Raw genomic sequence first — 14,178 nt, forward strand, 5'->3', positions numbered from 1 at the left:
CGCTGCCCGACCGCTGCCGGTTGACCCCGCTCGCACACCGACATCAGCGCTCCCACACCGGTTGCAGTCGGTGTGCGACGGCAGAACTCGGTGTGCGAGCGATGGGGTCGCCGCGCCGCGGTGGACGTGGGGGGTCACCCACCGCGGCGCGGCTCCGCCGGGCGAGGGGGGACTCTCCGACGGCCCCGTGGGTGCGAACACCCGCGGCTCGCGACCGGTCCGCCTGCCGGACCGGGACACGCAGACGGTACCCGCGGCAACGCGCGGACGACCGCGGTCTCACCCGGATGACGAGGGGCGCGGCGCCGAGTCCGACCGTCCGGACGACAGCTCGCCGCCCGACCGGACGCGCCCCACCCGGGAGATCAGGGCCGCGCGTCCCAGCGGCCGGTCAGCACACCGAGCGCGCCGAGGGCCACCGCCGCCGCCGTCGAGGCCCGCACCACCTCCGGGCCCAGCCGTACGGTCCGCGCGCCCGCCTCGACCAGCGCGTCGACCTCCTCGCCGGTGACACCGCCCTCCGGGCCGACCACGAGCAGCAGCTCACCCTCCGACGGCAGCGGGACGTCCGCGAGGCGCTCGGATGCGGCCTCGTGCAGCACGAGCGCGGCGCCGGTGGCCGCCACCCGACGGGCGAGCGCGGCCGTGGTCACCGGCTCCTCGACGACCGGCAGCCACGGCCTGCGGGCCTGCTTCGCGGCCTCACGGGCGGTGGTGCGCCACCGGGCGAGCGCCTTGTCCCCGCGCGGGCCCGCCTCCCAGCGGGCGACGCAGCGGGCGGCGCGCCACGGCAGGATCCCGTCGACGCCCGCCTCCGTCGCGAGCTCGACGGCCAGCTCCCCGCGGTCGCCCTTCACCAGCGCCTGCGCGAGCAGCACCCGCAGGGTGGGCGCGGCGACGGCGGTCCGCCGGACGATGGTCAGCTCGACCACGTCCCGGCCGGCGGACTCGACCACGGCGTGGGCGAGCGCGCCGCGACCGTCGGACAGCTGCACGGCCTCCCCCGGCCGCAGCCGCCGCACGGTGGCCGCGTGGCGTCCCTCCGGCCCGTCCAGCACGGCGTGGTCGTCCGGTGGGAGAGCGTCGACGAGGAACAGCGGGGCGGTGCTGCTCTGGCTCACGCCCCGATCCTCTCCCCCGGCGGCGCGCGGCGGCTCAGCGGGCCCTGCGGATCGGGGCGATCGTGGGCACCGGTTCGGTGGTGAGGAACCGCAGCACCAGCTCGGTCACCTGCTCCGGCTTCTCCCAGGCGAGCAGGTGCGAGGTGCCCGGCACCACGGCCAACTCGGAGTCGGGGATCGACCGGTAGAGCTCGATCGTGTGCTCCAGGTGCACGCCGTCGTCGTCGCCGCTGACCACCAGCGTGCGCGCGGTGACCCCCGCGAGCTGCTCGGCGGCGAGCGTGGGCCCGGTCAGCGCCATGTCGATGATCTTCCCGACGATCACCGGGAAGTGCGCTGCGCCGTCCGGGGACACCTCGGCGTAGCTCGTCGCCATCGGCGAGCCCACCATCATGTCCGACATCCCGGGGTCGTCGAGGATGCCGGGGATGAGACCGCGCTGGTGGTACTGCCCGCTGATCAGCACCAGGCGCCGCACCAGGTCGGGCCGCTCCAGGGCCACGTGCAGGGCCGTGGTGGCACCGTCGCTGTAGCCGACCAGGTCGACCGGTCCGTCGACCACCGCCTCGAGGAACGCGATCGTGTCGCGCGCGAAGACCGGGAAGCTGAACGGCCCCTCGACGTCCGGGCTGCGGCCGTGGCCGCGCCGCTCGGGCAGGTACACGCGGTAGTGGTCGGTGTAGGCGGCGAGCTGCGGCTCGAGCTCCCGGGAGTCACCGAATGCGCCGTGCAGGTACACCAGCGGGTCGCCGCTGCCGTGCACCGCGTACCAGGTGCGCACCCCGCCTGCGTCGACGTGGGCCGCTCGATCCGTCGTCATGTCGGTGTGACCCGCGCGGCGCGCAGAACTCATCGGCGCCGCCCGCGATCACCGACCGAACGAGTCGCGCAGCCGGGAGAAGATGCCGTGCCCGTTGCGGTTGCCGCCCGCGAGGTCGGGCTGCTCCTCGCCGCGCAGCTCGGCGAGCTGGCGCAGCAGCTCGGTCTGCTTCGCGTCGAGCTTCGTGGGGACGGCGACGTCCACGTGGACCATCAGGTCGCCGTGGCCGTCGACCCGGCCGGTGGAGCGCAGCCGCGGCATCCCCTTGCCGCGCAGCGTGATCACGGTGCCTGCCTGCGTGCCGGCGTCGATGTGCAGCTCCTCGGTGCCGTCGAGGGTGGGCAGCGGGAGCGTGGTGCCCAGGGCTGCGGCCGTCATCGGCAGCGGCACCCTGCAGTGCAGGTCGGCGCCGTCGCGCGTGAACAGCTCGTGCTGCTCCTCCTCCACCTCCACGTACAGGTCGCCCGCCGGCCCGCCGCCGGGCCCGACCTCACCCTGCCCGGCCAGCCGCACGCGCATCCCGTCGGCCACACCCGCGGGGATGCGGACGCTGACCGTGCGCCGCGAGCGCACCCGGCCGTCGCCGCCGCACTGGCGGCACGGCTCGGGGATGACCTCGCCGAAGCCGCGGCAGTTGGGGCAGGGCCGCGACGTGACGACCTGGCCGAGGAAGGAGCGCTGCACGCTCTGCACCTCGCCGCGCCCGTTGCAGATGTCGCACATCGTGGGCGTGCTGCCCGGCGCGCACCCCGAGCCCGTGCACTCCGAGCAGAGCGCCGCCGTGTCGACCGTGAGGTCGCGGGTGACGCCGGTGGCGCACTCCTCGAGCGTGAGCTGCATCCGGATCAGGGCGTCGGCGCCCGGCTGGACCCGGCTGCGCGGGCCACGGCCGCGACCGCCGCCCTGGCCGCCGAAGAAGGCGTCCATGATGTCGCCGAAGCCGAACGCGCTGAAGGGGTCGGCCCCGCCCGCGCCCGCGCCGCCACCGCCGTTGCCCAGCGGGTCCCCGCCCAGGTCGACGATGCGGCGCTTCTCCGGGTCGGACAGCACCTCGTAGGCCGCGCTCACCTCGCGGAAGCGCTCCTGCGCGGCCGCATCGGGGTTGACGTCGGGGTGCAGCTCACGCGCGAGCCTGCGGTAGGCCCGCTTGATCTCGTCGGGACCGGCGTCGCTGTCGACGCCCAGTATCCCGTAGTAGTCGCGTACCACGTGCGCGTTCCCCATGGTCCTTCTCGCTCGGTCGTGCTCTTCCGCTCGGTCTGCCGCGGCTCCTACCGCCCGGCCAGGATCTCACCCACGTACCGGGCCACCGCGTGCACCGCCGCGATCGAGCCCGGGTAGTCCATCCGCGTGGGTCCGACCACGCCCATCCCGCCCAGCACGGTGCCGCCGCCGTAACCGATCGTCACCACGGACGTGTCGCGCATCTCCTCGGCCTCGTTCTCCTCGCCGATGCGGATCGTGACCGTGCCCGGGTCCTGCGCGGACGCGAGCAGCCGCAGCACCACGACCTGCTCCTCCAACGCCTCCAGCACCTGGCGCAGCGAGTGCGGGAAGTCGGCGACGTTGCGGGTGAGGTTGGCGGTGCCGCCCAGCAGCAGCCGCTCCTCGGGGTGCTCGACGAGCGTCTCGATGAGCACGGTGGACACCGCGATCACCACGTCGCGCAGCTCGGCGGGCGCGGTGGTCGGCAGTTCCGCGACGGCGGCCGAGGCCGCGGCCAGCGGCCTGCCCACCAGGGCGCCGTTGACCAGCTGGCGCACCTGGGCGACGGTGTCGTCGGCGACCACGTCGCCGAGGTCGACCACCCGCTGCTCGACCCGCCCGCTGTCGGTGATGAGCACCACCATCAGCCGGGCGGGCGTGAGCGCGACGATCTCGCAGTGGCGCACGGTGGAGCGCGTGAGCGTGGGGTACTGGACGACGGCCACCTGGCGGGTGAGCTGCGCGAGCAGCCGCACGCTGCGGCGCAGCACGTCGTCGAGGTCCACCGCGCCTTCGAGGAAGGCCTGCACGGCGCGGCGCTCGGCCCCCGACAGCGGCTTGACCTGCGCGAGCCGGTCGACGAACAGCCGGTAGCCCTTGTCGGTGGGCACCCGGCCGGCGCTGGTGTGCGGCTGGGCGATGAGCCCGTCCTCCTCCAGCACCGCCATGTCGTTGCGGACCGTGGCGCTCGAGACGCCGAGGTTGTGCCGCTCGACGATCATCTTCGAGCCGACCGGCTCGTGGGTGTTGACGTAGTCGGCGACGATGGCGCGCAGCACGGCGAAGCGGCGCTCGTCGGCGTTCACGGCAGCGCTCCTCCTCCGCGTCAGGTGGTGGGTCGGAGTCCAGTCTATGTGTTCTGCGCGGGTGCCAGCGCATGCACGATGTGCGTGTGCAGATCCGCCGCCCCGTGCTCGACGCCATCGCCGCCGGCACGGTGACCGTCCTGTTCCGGCGCTGGGAGCGGCCGCGGGTGCGTCCGGGCGGGAGCCAGCGCACGCCGGTCGGCGTGCTGGAGTTCACCGCCGTCGAGCCGGTGGACGAGGCGGATCTCACCGCCGACGACGCGCGCGCCGCCGGGTTCACCGACCTCGCGGCGCTGCGGGAGGCGCAACGGGGCGACGGGCAGCTGCACCGGGTCGCGGTGCGCCTGGCGGGGCCCGACCCGCGGGTGGCGCTGCGGGCGAAGCGGCGGCTGTCGCAGGCCGAGCGCGCCGAGATCGACGCCCGGCTGGCGCGGATGGACCGCAGCGGGGCCCACGGCCCGTGGACGGCGGCGGTGCTGGCACTGATCGCGGAGCAGCCCGGCGTCCGCGCGCCGGACCTGGCCGCGCGGATGGGCCGTGAGACGCTGCCGTTCAAGCGCGACGTCCGCAAGCTCAAGGAGCTGGGGCTGACCGAGAGCCTGGAGGTGGGCTACCGGCTCTCGCCCCGCGGCCGCGCCTATCGCCGGGGGTGAGCGGTGCTGCTGCGCCAACTCGAGTACCTCAGCGCCCTCGCGCGCGAGGGGCACTTCGCGCGGGCCGCGGCGAGCTGCCACGTCTCGCAGCCCGCGCTGTCGGCGGCGCTGCGCCGCCTGGAGTCCGACCTCGGCGTGCAGATCGTGCGCCGCGGGCGCCGCTTCGGCGGCTTCACGCCCGAGGGCGAGCGGGTGGTGGTGTGGGCCCACCGGATGCTCGCCGACCGCGACGCGATGCGCCAGGACCTGGACCGGATGGCGGGCGGGCTGACCGGGGTGCTGCGCATCGGGGCGATCCCGACGGCGCTCACGGTCGCGCCCCTGCTCACCGCGCCGTTCTGCGAGCGCCACCCGGGGACGCGGGTCACGCTGGAGTCGCTGTCCTCACGGGCGATCGTGTCGCGGCTCGCGGAGTTCGACCTGGACGTGGGCATGACCTACATCGACGGCGAGCCGCTCGGTGACGTGCGCACCGTGCCGCTCTACCCGGAGCGCTACCTGCTGCTGACGCCGGCCGGGTCGCCGCTGGCCGACCGGGAGTCGGTGGGCTGGGCCGAGGTGGCGGGCGAGCCGCTGTGCCTGCTCCCGCCCGTGATGCAGAACCGCCGGATCCTGGACCGCAACTTCGCCCAGGCCGGGGTCACCGCGGTTCCGCGGATCGAGGCCGACGCCGTCTCGGTGCTGTACGGGCACGTGGCGACGCACCGGTGGTCCACCGTGATCGCGCACGCGTGGCTGCACATGTTCGGGGTGCCGGACGGGATGCGGGTCGTGCCGATGGAGCCCCCCGCGCGCAGCCACCGGATCGGCCTGGTGCTCCCGGACCGCGACCCGGTCTCCATGCTCGCGCGCGCCCTGCTCGACGTCGCGGTCGACGTGGACATGCCCGGTGTGCTCGACGCGCTGCGCCGCCGCCACCTGCGGCCGAGAGGTGGCGGGTGACCGCAGGCGCTCAGGCCAGCACGGCGAGGTTCTCCGGGGTGGCGGCGGGTACGGCCGCGAGCACCGCGGAGCGGTCGAAGGTGACGAACCGCCCTCCGTGCCGCGCGGCGAGGGCCAGCAGGTAGGCATCGGTCACCTGCCGCGGGCCGTGGACCTTGTTCCGGTCGATGACCGCGTCGTCCAGGAGGCTGACGTCGCACGGCCAGAACTCGTGGTGGTCGGTGGCACAGGCGCGCTGCAGCAGGCGGACGGCCTGCGCCGGGGGTACCGGGCTCGGGTAGCGCGGCTGGCTCACGATCCGGACGAAGCCGTTCTGCGTGATCGCGCACGACGCCCATCCCGAGTCGATCTCCTCGTCGAGCCAGGCCCGAGCCCGCCGATGATCGACGTGATCGCTGTCGAGGAGCGCCAGCAGGACGTTGATGTCGAGGAGGGCCCGCATCACTCCGGTTCGTCCTCACGGAGCCGATCGATCAGGGCGTTCGACACCGCCTTCCCGCGCGGCGGCAGCGGGTCGAAACCGTGGGCTCCCGAGGTGCGCTGCTCCGGAATGCCCTCGGTCAGGGCCTGCCGTGCCAGTTCGGAGAGGACCTCGCCGGCGCTCCGGTTCTCCCGCCGGGCCCGCTCGCGGACCGCGTGGAGCACGTCCTCGTCGATGTTCAGCGTGGTGCGCACGCATCAGATGCTACGGCACCACTGTCATAGCCCCGGTCTATCGGCAGATCACGAACTTTGCTTTGACCTGAGCTACCTCAGATCGAGACAGTTGCTCTCATGACAACGACGTCCGTCGGGGAGCGCGTGGAGCGGGTGCGCGCGATCGCCACCGGGCTGCGCGACCTGCGCGGCCCCCTGCTGCCGATCCTGCACGCCGTCCAGCGCGAGCTGGGCCACGTCGACGCCCAGGACGTGCCGGTGATCGCCGACGCGCTCAACCTCGCGGTGGCGGAGGTGCACGGCGTCGCCACCTTCTACCGCGACTTCCGCAGCGCACCCGGCGGCCGGACGACCGTCCGGATCTGCCAGGCCGAGGCCTGCCGCGCCGTGGGTGCCGAGGCGCTCGGCGCCCACGCGCGGCGTCGGCTCGGCGTCGGGTTCGGGGAGACCACCTCCGACGGCGCGGTCACCCTCGACGAGGTCTTCTGCCTCGGCAACTGCGCCCTCGGGCCCGCGGCGCAGGTCGACGGACGGTTGCACGGCCGCGTCACCCCCGCCCGGTTCGACGCCCTGCTCGGGGAGGCCCGGTGACCGCGCGCGTGTTCGTCCCCCGTGACGCCGCGGCCCGCTCCGTCGGCGCGGACACGGTGGCCGAGCGGATCGCCGCCGCGGGCGCGGAGGTGGTCCGCACGGGCTCGCGGGGCATGCTCTGGCTGGAGCCGCTGGTCGAGGTCGAGACTCCGGCGGGGCGCGTCGGGTACGGGCCGGTCGCGCCCGAGGACGTCGACGGGCTGGTCGCCGCGGGCCTGCTCGAGGGGGCGGGCGAGAGCCTTGGCGTCGTCGAGGACCTGCCGTGGATGCGCCGCCAGCAGCGCGTGACGTTCGCCCGCGTCGGGATCGTCGACCCGCGCTCGCCCGACGACCACGAGGCCCACGGCGGGAACGCCGGCCTGCGGGCGGCGCTCGGGCTCGCCCCGTCCGACGTCGTCGAGGCGGTGGTGGAGTCCGGGCTGCGGGGCCGCGGCGGCGCCGGGTTCCCCACCGGGATCAAGTGGCGCACGGTGCTCGGCGCGCAGGCCGACGTCAAGTTCGTCTGCTGCAACGCCGACGAGGGCGACTCCGGCACGTTCGCCGACCGGATGCTGATCGAGGGCGACCCGTTCACGCTGATCGAGGGCATGACGATCGCCGCGCACGCCGTCGGCGCCGTCGAGGGCTACGTCTACGTGCGCTCCGAGTACCCGGAGGCCGTCGAGGCGCTGACCGCGGCGATCGAGGCGGCCCGGGAGCGCGGCTGGCTCGGCGAGCGGGTGCTGGGCTCGGACCTGACCTTCGACCTGCACGTCCGCGTGGGCGCGGGCGCCTACATCTGCGGCGAGGAGACCTCGATGCTCGAGAGCCTCGAGGGCAAGCGGGGCCAGGTGCGGGCGAAACCGCCGATCCCCGCGCTGGAGGGCCTGTTCGGCCGCCCGACCGTGGTCAACAACGTGCTGTCGCTGGCGTCGGTGCCGGCGATCCTCGCGCACGGCGCCGAGGCCTACGCCGCGCTCGGCACCGGCCGCTCGCGGGGCACCAGCGTGTTCCAGCTCGGCGGCAACGTCGCCCGCGGCGGCGTCTTCGAGACGCCGTTCGGGATGACGCTCGGCGAGCTGGTCGAGGAGCTCGGGGGCGGCACCGCGTCCGGCCGGCCGGTGCGAGCGGTGCAGGTCGGCGGCCCCCTCGGGGCGTACCTGCCGGCGTCGAAGTTCGACCTGCCGATGGCCTACGAGGAGTTCGCCGCGGCCGGCGCGATGCTCGGGCACGGCGGCGTGGTCGTGTTCGACGACACGGTCGACATGGCCGCGATGGCCCGGTTCGCGTTCTCCTTCTGCGCCGAGGAGTCCTGCGGCAAGTGCACGCCGTGCCGCGTCGGCGCCGTCCGCGGCGTCGAGACGATCGACCGCATCCGCGCGGGAACCGAGCGCGAGAAGAACCTCGTGCTGCTCGACGACCTGTGCGAGCTCATGACCGACGGATCGCTCTGCGCCATGGGCGGGCTGACCCCCATGCCCGTGCGAAGCGCCGTGCAGCACTTCGGGGAGGACTTCGCGAAATGAGCCTGCTCAAAGAACCGGACTTCGGGACGCCGGCCCGCGAGGGCGCCGCCACCGTCGAGGTCACGATCGACGGCGTCCCGGTGGCAGTGCCGCCGGGCACCTCGGTGATGCGCGCGGCCAAGGAGGCCGGTCTCGACATCCCCAAGCTGTGCGCCACCGACTCCCTGGAGGCGTTCGGCTCCTGCCGGCTGTGCGTCGTGGAGATCGACGGCGCCCGCGGCACCCCGGCGTCGTGCACCACGCCCGTGGCGCCCGGGATGGTGGTGCGCACGCAGACCGAGAAGCTGGGCAGGCTGCGCCGCGGCGTCATGGAGCTCTACATCTCCGACCACCCGCTCGACTGCCTCACCTGCTCGGCGAACGGCGACTGCGAGCTGCAGGACATGGCGGGCGTCACCGGGCTGCGCGAGGTGCGCTACGGCTCCGGCGTCGACGCGGGGGCCAACCACATGGACGCCCCGAAGGACACGTCCAACCCCTACTTCGACTTCGACGCCTCCAAGTGCATCGCCTGCTCGCGCTGCGTGCGGGCCTGCGACGAGGTGCAGGGCACCATCGCGCTGACGATCTCCGGGCGCGGGTTCGACTCGAAGGTCGCCGCGGGCGCGGGCGGCACGTTCATGGAGTCCGACTGCGTGTCCTGCGGTGCCTGCGTGCAGGCCTGCCCGACGGCCACGCTGCAGGAGAAGTCGGTGATCGAGCTCGGCATGCCGAACCGCTCGGTGATCACCACCTGCGCCTACTGCGGGGTCGGTTGCTCGTTCAAGGCCGAGCTGCGCGGCGACGAGCTCGTGCGGATGGTGCCCTACAAGGACGGCGGCGCGAACGAGGGCCACTCGTGCGTCAAGGGCCGGTTCGCGTTCGGCTACGCGAGCCACCCCGACCGGGTCATGGCTCCGCTGCTGCGCGAGTCGATCGCCGACGACTGGCGCGAGGTCTCCTGGGAGGAGGCCATCGGGTTCACCGCGCGGCGGCTGCGGGAGATCCAGGCCGCGCACGGCACCGGCTCGATCGGGGCCATCACCTCCTCGCGCACCACGAACGAGGAGGTCTACGCCGTCCAGAAGATGGTGCGGGCGGTGTTCGGCAACAACAACGTCGACACCTGCGCGCGGGTCTGCCACTCCCCCACCGGCTACGGGCTCAAGCAGACCTTCGGCACGTCCGCCGGCACGCAGGACTTCAAGTCGGTGGCCAAGGCGGACGTCATCCTGCTGATCGGGGCGAACCCGACCGACGCGCACCCGGTGTTCGCGTCGCGGATGAAGCAGCGGCTGCGCAAGGGCGCGAAGCTGATCGTGCTCGACCCGCGGCGGATCGACCTGGTCCGGACACCGCACATCGAGGCCGCCCACCACCTGTCGCTCGCGCCCGGCACGAACGTCGCGGTGATCAACGCGATGTCCCACGTGATCGTCACCGATGGCCTCGTCGACCGCGAGTTCGTGCAGGAACGCTGCGAGGGCATCGAGGAGTGGGAGGCCTTCATCGCCCGCCCCGAGCACAGCCCGGAGGCCGTGGAGGAGATCACCGGCGTGCCGGCCGCCGAGATCCGCGCCGCGGCCCGGCTGTACGCGACCGGCGGCAACGGCGCGATCTACTACGGGCTCGGCGTCACCGAGCACAGCCAGGGCTCGACCACGGTCATGGGCATGGCGAACCTCGCGATGGCGACCGGCAACATCGGCCGCGAGGGCGTCGGCGTCAACCCGCTGCGCGGGCAGAACAACGTGCAGGGATCCTGCGACATGGGCTCGTTCCCGCACGAGCTGCCCGGCTACCGCCACGTGGCCGACGACGACGTCCGCGACATCTACGAGCAGCTGTGGGGCACGCCGATCCTGTCCGAGCCGGGCCTGCGCATCCCGAACATGTTCGACTCGGCGCTCGACGGCTCGTTCCGGGCGCTGTTCGTGCAGGGCGAGGACATCGCCCAGTCCGACCCGAACACGCAGCACGTGCACGCCGCGTTGGCCGCGCTCGACCTCGTCGTGGTGCAGGACCTGTTCGTCAACGAGACGGCGAAGTTCGCGCACGTCCTGCTGCCCGGCACGTCGTTCCTGGAGAAGGACGGCACCTTCACCAACGCCGAGCGCCGCATCAACCGCGTCCGCCCGGTGATGGCGCCGAAGACCGGCAAGCACGAGTGGGAGATCGTCTGCGAGATCGCGCAGGCGATGGGCTACCCGATGCACTACGACTCGTCGAGCCAGATCATGGACGAGATCGCGCTGACGACGCCGACGTTCGCCGGGGTCTCGTTCTCCCACCTCGACCGGGTGGGCAGCGTCCAGTGGCCGTGCAACGAGGCCGCCCCCGAGGGCACGCCGATCATGCACGCCGACGGGTTCGTGCGCGGCAAGGGCCGGTTCGTGGAGACGGTCTACGTGCCCACGACCGAACGCAGCACCCGCAAGTTCCCGCTGATCCTCACCACCGGCCGGATCCTGTCGCAGTACAACGTCGGCGCGCAGACCCGCCGCACCGCCAACGTCGCGTGGCACCCCGAGGACCTGCTCGAGGTGCACCCGCACGACGCCGAGGTCCGCGGCATCACCGACGGCGACATGGTCACCCTCGCCAGCCGGGTCGGGCAGACGACGCTGCGGGCGCTGGTCTCCGAGCGGATGCCCGTCGGCGTCGTCTACACGACGTTCCACCACCCGGTCACCGGGGCCAACGTGGTCACGACCGAGAACTCCGACTGGGCCACGAACTGCCCGGAGTACAAGGTCACGGCGGTGCAGGTGGCGCTGTCGACCGCGCAGGCCGCGGTGCGCGACGAGCTGGCCACGCGGCCGGTGCCGACGGCGGGCGAGTGATGGGCACGGCCACCGTCCCACCGCACGTGCGGATGATCAACGAGATCGCGGTCCAGTTCGCGCACCACCCGATCCAGGAGGCGGCCGCGGCGATCGCCGCGCACCTGCGCGCGTTCTGGGAGCCGCGGATGACCGCCGCCCTGCTGGCGCACGTCGACGCGGGTGGCGCCGGGCTCTCCCCGGCGGCTGCGCGCGCGGCCGAGCTGCTGCGGGCCCGGCAATGAGCCGGCTCGCAAGCCCGGTCGTGAGTGGATACGAGTGCTCCAGCACTCGTATCCACTCACGGCCTTGGGATGCGGCGCGCGAGCGGGCCCACGCGGCCGCGGCGCCGCTCCCGCCGGTGCGCCTCCCACTCGCGGAGGCCGCGGGCACCGTGCTCGCCGCGCCGCTGGTCGCGGCGGGTGACCTGCCACCGGTGGACCGGTCGGCGATGGACGGCTACGCCGTGCGCGGGCCGGGCCCGTGGACGGTCCTGGGCGCGGTCGGCCCCGGCGCACGCCCGCCTGCGGGTCTGCGCGCGGGTGAGGCGTGGGCGGTGGTCACCGGCTCCGCCCTCCCCGCAGCCACGGACGCGGTACTGCCCGACGAGGACGCCGTGCGCACCGGCGACCGGCTCACCGGCGCGGTGGCCCCGGGGCGGCACGTCCGGCGGGCCGGCGAGGAGTGCGCGGCCCGCGAGGAGCTGGTGCCCGCGGGCGCCGTCGTCCGGCCGCCGGTGCTCGGCCTGGCCGCGGCGCTCGGTGCGGACGCGCTGCGGGTGCATCCCCGGCCGCGCGTCGCCGCGCTGGTCACGGGCGACGAGCTCGTCACCTCCGGGCGGCCCGGGCCCGGGCGGGTGCGCGACGCGATCGGGCCGATGCTGCCCGGCCTGGTGGCACAGGCGGGCGGTCGCGTGGCCGCCCGCGTCCGGCTGCCGGACGAGCGGGCGACGCTGGTCGCCGCCCTGCGCGACGCGGACGCGGACCTGCTGGTCGTCACCGGATCCTCCGCGGCCGGGCCCGCCGACCACCTGCACGCGGCGCTGGCCGCGCTCGGCGCCGAGCTCCTCGTCGACGGCGTGGCCTGCCGGCCCGGGCACCCCCAGTCGCTCGCGCGGCTGGCCGACGGCCGGCTGGTCGTGGGCCTGCCCGGCAACCCGCTCGCCGCGCTCGCCGCGTTCCTCACGCTCGCCGGGCCGGTGCTCGCGGGGCTGCGGGGCGCGCCGCTGCCCGCCCTCGTCGCGGCGCCCGTCCCGGGCGGGCTGGCCCGCCACGCCACCCGCACCCGGCTCGTGCCGGTGCAGGTCCGCCCGGGCGGCGTCGAGACGGTCGGCCACGGCGGTGCCGCCATGCTCCGCGGCGCCGCCGTCGCCGACGCGCTGGCCGTCGTCGACCCCGGCCCGGCCGCGGCGATCGCCGCCCGCCTGCTCCCGCTCGATCCGGGAGCGGGCCAGTGGGGCGGCTGATCGCGCGCCGTCCCGTCCTGCGGATCGGGTCCGGGGGCGCTTCCCGCCGCGTGGACGCCCTCGCCGTCGAGGAGCCGCTCGAGCTGCGCGTCGACGGCCGCGCCCTCGCCGTCACGATGCGGACGCCGGGGCACGACGTGGAGCTCGCGCACGGGTTCCTGCTCACCGAGGGCGTGATCGGGAGTGGCGCGGACGTCCGCGACGCCCGCTACTGCGATTCCCGGGACGCCGCGGGCCGCAACACCTACAACGTGCTCGCCGTCGGGCTGGCAGCGGGCGTGCCCGCCCCGGACGCCGGGGTGGAGCGCAACTTCTACACGACCTCGTCGTGCGGGGTGTGCGGCAAGGCGTCGCTGGACGCGGTGCGGCTGCGGTCGCGGCACTCGCCTGCCGACGACCCGGTGCGGGTGGCGCCGGAGGTCCTCGCCGCCCTGCCCGACGTGCTGCGCGACCAGCAGCGGGTGTTCGACCGCACCGGCGGCCTGCACGCGGCCGGCCTGTTCACCGCGGAGGGCGCGCCGCTCGTGGTGCGCGAGGACGTCGGGCGGCACAACGCGGTGGACAAGGTGCTGGGCTGGGCGCTGCTGCAGGGCCGGGTGCCCGCCCGCGGGAACGTGCTCGTGGTGTCCGGACGCGCGTCGTTCGAGCTCGCGCAGAAGGCGGTGATGGCCGGAGTGCCGGTCCTGGCGGCGGTCTCGGCACCGTCCTCGCTGGCGGCGGACCTGGCCGAGGAATGCGGCCTGACCCTCGCAGGCTTCGTGAGAGAAGGAAGACTGAACGTGTACACCCACGGTGCCCGAATCACCGACCCGCGCCACTTCGCCCATCCAGCCTCCACTTCGCACAAGGCGGGCGCTGTGTGAAGTGGGGGCACGGTGTGCGAAGTGCGGCGCCCGTCAGTCGTCGCGGCGCCAGCGATCGGCGTAGCGCTGGTCGCGTTCGGCGCGGCCTTCCGCGTCGCCCTCCTCGCGCGTCCGCGCGGCGGTGCCCCGGGGATAGCCGGCCTTCACGGCGCGGTGCTCGGCCGACTCGTACATGTAGGCGGCGGAGTAGAACAACCCGATCAAGGCGCCCCCGAGCGCCGCGCACCCCCGCACCCACGCCGGGCCCGGCAGGAGCAGGTAGATCACCAGCAGCAGCGGCAGGAGCTGCACCACGGCGCGCACGAAGTGGCGCAGCTGCCAGGTGCGGGTGGTCACGTCGTGCAGCACCCACTCGCGGTACCGGGGCGGCAGGCCGGCCCCGTACGAGTAGGCGAGCCAGCGCAGCGGACCCGGACGGACGGTCACGATCAGCACCCCAATCGTTGGCGTCCCAAAGTACGTCACTCGC

At 74.5% G+C, this 14,178-nt stretch carries 15 protein-coding genes; 8 read left to right on the plus strand and 7 right to left on the minus strand.

Annotated elements, in window-relative coordinates:
* Positions 1-365 precede the first annotated feature (365 nt).
* The 4 genes from FB558_RS25730 to hrcA form a co-directional block, all read right to left on the minus strand.
* Entirely contained in the window at positions 366-1,121 is a 756-nt protein-coding gene (locus FB558_RS25730; RefSeq protein WP_211366843.1) for a 16S rRNA (uracil(1498)-N(3))-methyltransferase, read from the minus strand.
* A gap of 34 nt (positions 1,122-1,155) precedes the next feature.
* Entirely contained in the window at positions 1,156-1,941 is a 786-nt protein-coding gene (locus FB558_RS25735) for an alpha/beta fold hydrolase (RefSeq protein ID WP_142057647.1), read from the minus strand.
* A 48-nt stretch (positions 1,942-1,989) separates the two neighbouring features.
* Positions 1,990-3,150 carry a molecular chaperone DnaJ gene (gene dnaJ, locus FB558_RS25740; RefSeq protein WP_142059091.1) on the minus strand — a complete coding sequence of 387 codons (1,161 nt, stop codon included), beginning with the start codon at positions 3,148-3,150 and terminating at the stop codon, positions 1,990-1,992.
* 62 nt (positions 3,151-3,212) lie between these two features.
* The gene (hrcA, locus tag FB558_RS25745; RefSeq protein WP_142057649.1) at positions 3,213-4,232 is read right to left on the minus strand and encodes a heat-inducible transcriptional repressor HrcA; all 1,020 of its coding nucleotides are present in this window, start codon (positions 4,230-4,232) and stop codon (positions 3,213-3,215) included.
* 71 nt (positions 4,233-4,303) lie between these two features.
* On the opposite strand from hrcA, the gene FB558_RS25750 reads away from it, so the two are divergent.
* Positions 4,304-4,885 carry an ASCH domain-containing protein gene (locus tag FB558_RS25750; protein WP_142057651.1) on the plus strand — a complete coding sequence of 194 codons (582 nt, stop codon included), beginning with the start codon at positions 4,304-4,306 and terminating at the stop codon, positions 4,883-4,885.
* A 3-nt stretch (positions 4,886-4,888) separates the two neighbouring features.
* Positions 4,889-5,827, plus strand: coding sequence for a LysR family transcriptional regulator (locus tag FB558_RS25755; RefSeq protein WP_142057653.1), 939 nt, complete (start codon positions 4,889-4,891; stop codon positions 5,825-5,827).
* A gap of 10 nt (positions 5,828-5,837) precedes the next feature.
* Here FB558_RS25755 and FB558_RS25760 read toward each other — a convergent pair whose 3' ends face one another.
* Together FB558_RS25760 and FB558_RS25765 are read right to left on the minus strand one after the other, a co-directional pair.
* Positions 5,838-6,269, minus strand: a complete 432-nt coding sequence (locus FB558_RS25760) for a TA system VapC family ribonuclease toxin (RefSeq protein WP_142057655.1) — start codon at positions 6,267-6,269, stop codon at positions 5,838-5,840.
* On the minus strand, positions 6,269-6,502 hold the full coding sequence (locus FB558_RS25765; protein ID WP_142057657.1) for a ribbon-helix-helix protein, CopG family: 234 nt from the start codon (positions 6,500-6,502) through the stop codon (positions 6,269-6,271). Before FB558_RS25765 ends, FB558_RS25760 begins: the two co-directional genes overlap by 1 nt.
* A gap of 99 nt (positions 6,503-6,601) precedes the next feature.
* On the opposite strand from FB558_RS25765, the gene FB558_RS25770 reads away from it, so the two are divergent.
* From FB558_RS25770 to fdhD, 6 genes are read left to right on the plus strand one after another with little or no spacing between them, the layout of a single operon-like run.
* Positions 6,602-7,075: a formate dehydrogenase subunit gamma gene (locus FB558_RS25770; RefSeq protein ID WP_142057658.1), complete on the plus strand. Its 474-nt coding sequence runs from the start codon at positions 6,602-6,604 to the stop codon at positions 7,073-7,075.
* Positions 7,072-8,580, plus strand: coding sequence for a formate dehydrogenase beta subunit (locus FB558_RS25775; RefSeq protein WP_142057660.1), 1,509 nt, complete (start codon positions 7,072-7,074; stop codon positions 8,578-8,580). Before FB558_RS25770 ends, FB558_RS25775 begins: the two co-directional genes overlap by 4 nt.
* A complete protein-coding gene (fdhF, locus tag FB558_RS25780; RefSeq protein ID WP_142057662.1) occupies positions 8,577-11,402 on the plus strand; it encodes a formate dehydrogenase subunit alpha in 2,826 nt (941 codons plus the stop codon). Before FB558_RS25775 ends, fdhF begins: the two co-directional genes overlap by 4 nt.
* Positions 11,402-11,626, plus strand: a complete 225-nt coding sequence (locus tag FB558_RS25785; RefSeq protein WP_142057664.1) for a formate dehydrogenase subunit delta — start codon at positions 11,402-11,404, stop codon at positions 11,624-11,626. The genes fdhF and FB558_RS25785 overlap by 1 nt, the downstream gene beginning before the upstream one ends.
* A complete protein-coding gene (locus FB558_RS25790) occupies positions 11,623-12,846 on the plus strand; it encodes a molybdopterin molybdotransferase MoeA (RefSeq protein ID WP_142057666.1) in 1,224 nt (407 codons plus the stop codon). The genes FB558_RS25785 and FB558_RS25790 overlap by 4 nt, the downstream gene beginning before the upstream one ends.
* Positions 12,834-13,709, plus strand: coding sequence for a formate dehydrogenase accessory sulfurtransferase FdhD (gene fdhD / locus FB558_RS25795; RefSeq protein ID WP_142057668.1), 876 nt, complete (start codon positions 12,834-12,836; stop codon positions 13,707-13,709). The genes FB558_RS25790 and fdhD overlap by 13 nt, the downstream gene beginning before the upstream one ends.
* Positions 13,710-13,742: 33 nt before the next feature.
* Here the strand turns inward: fdhD and FB558_RS44750 are convergent, their stop codons facing one another.
* Positions 13,743-14,135: a DUF5313 family protein gene (locus FB558_RS44750; RefSeq protein WP_246106747.1), complete on the minus strand. Its 393-nt coding sequence runs from the start codon at positions 14,133-14,135 to the stop codon at positions 13,743-13,745.
* Positions 14,136-14,178 lie beyond the last annotated feature (43 nt).

It is taken from the genome of Pseudonocardia kunmingensis (genome assembly GCF_006716445.1).
GTDB lineage: Bacteria > Actinomycetota > Actinomycetes > Mycobacteriales > Pseudonocardiaceae > Pseudonocardia > Pseudonocardia kunmingensis.

Coding starts and splice junctions, on each gene's coding strand:
- FB558_RS25735 (WP_142057647.1), bottom strand. CDS start 1,941: ATGACGACGGATCGAGCGGCCCACGTCGACGCAGGCGGGGTGCGCACC.
- FB558_RS25750 (WP_142057651.1), top strand. CDS start 4,304: ATGCACGATGTGCGTGTGCAGATCCGCCGCCCCGTGCTCGACGCCATC.
- FB558_RS25760 (WP_142057655.1), bottom strand. CDS start 6,269: ATGCGGGCCCTCCTCGACATCAACGTCCTGCTGGCGCTCCTCGACAGC.
- FB558_RS25770 (WP_142057658.1), top strand. CDS start 6,602: ATGACAACGACGTCCGTCGGGGAGCGCGTGGAGCGGGTGCGCGCGATC.
- fdhF (WP_142057662.1), top strand. CDS start 8,577: ATGAGCCTGCTCAAAGAACCGGACTTCGGGACGCCGGCCCGCGAGGGC.
- FB558_RS25785 (WP_142057664.1), top strand. CDS start 11,402: ATGGGCACGGCCACCGTCCCACCGCACGTGCGGATGATCAACGAGATC.
- FB558_RS25790 (WP_142057666.1), top strand. CDS start 11,623: ATGAGCCGGCTCGCAAGCCCGGTCGTGAGTGGATACGAGTGCTCCAGC.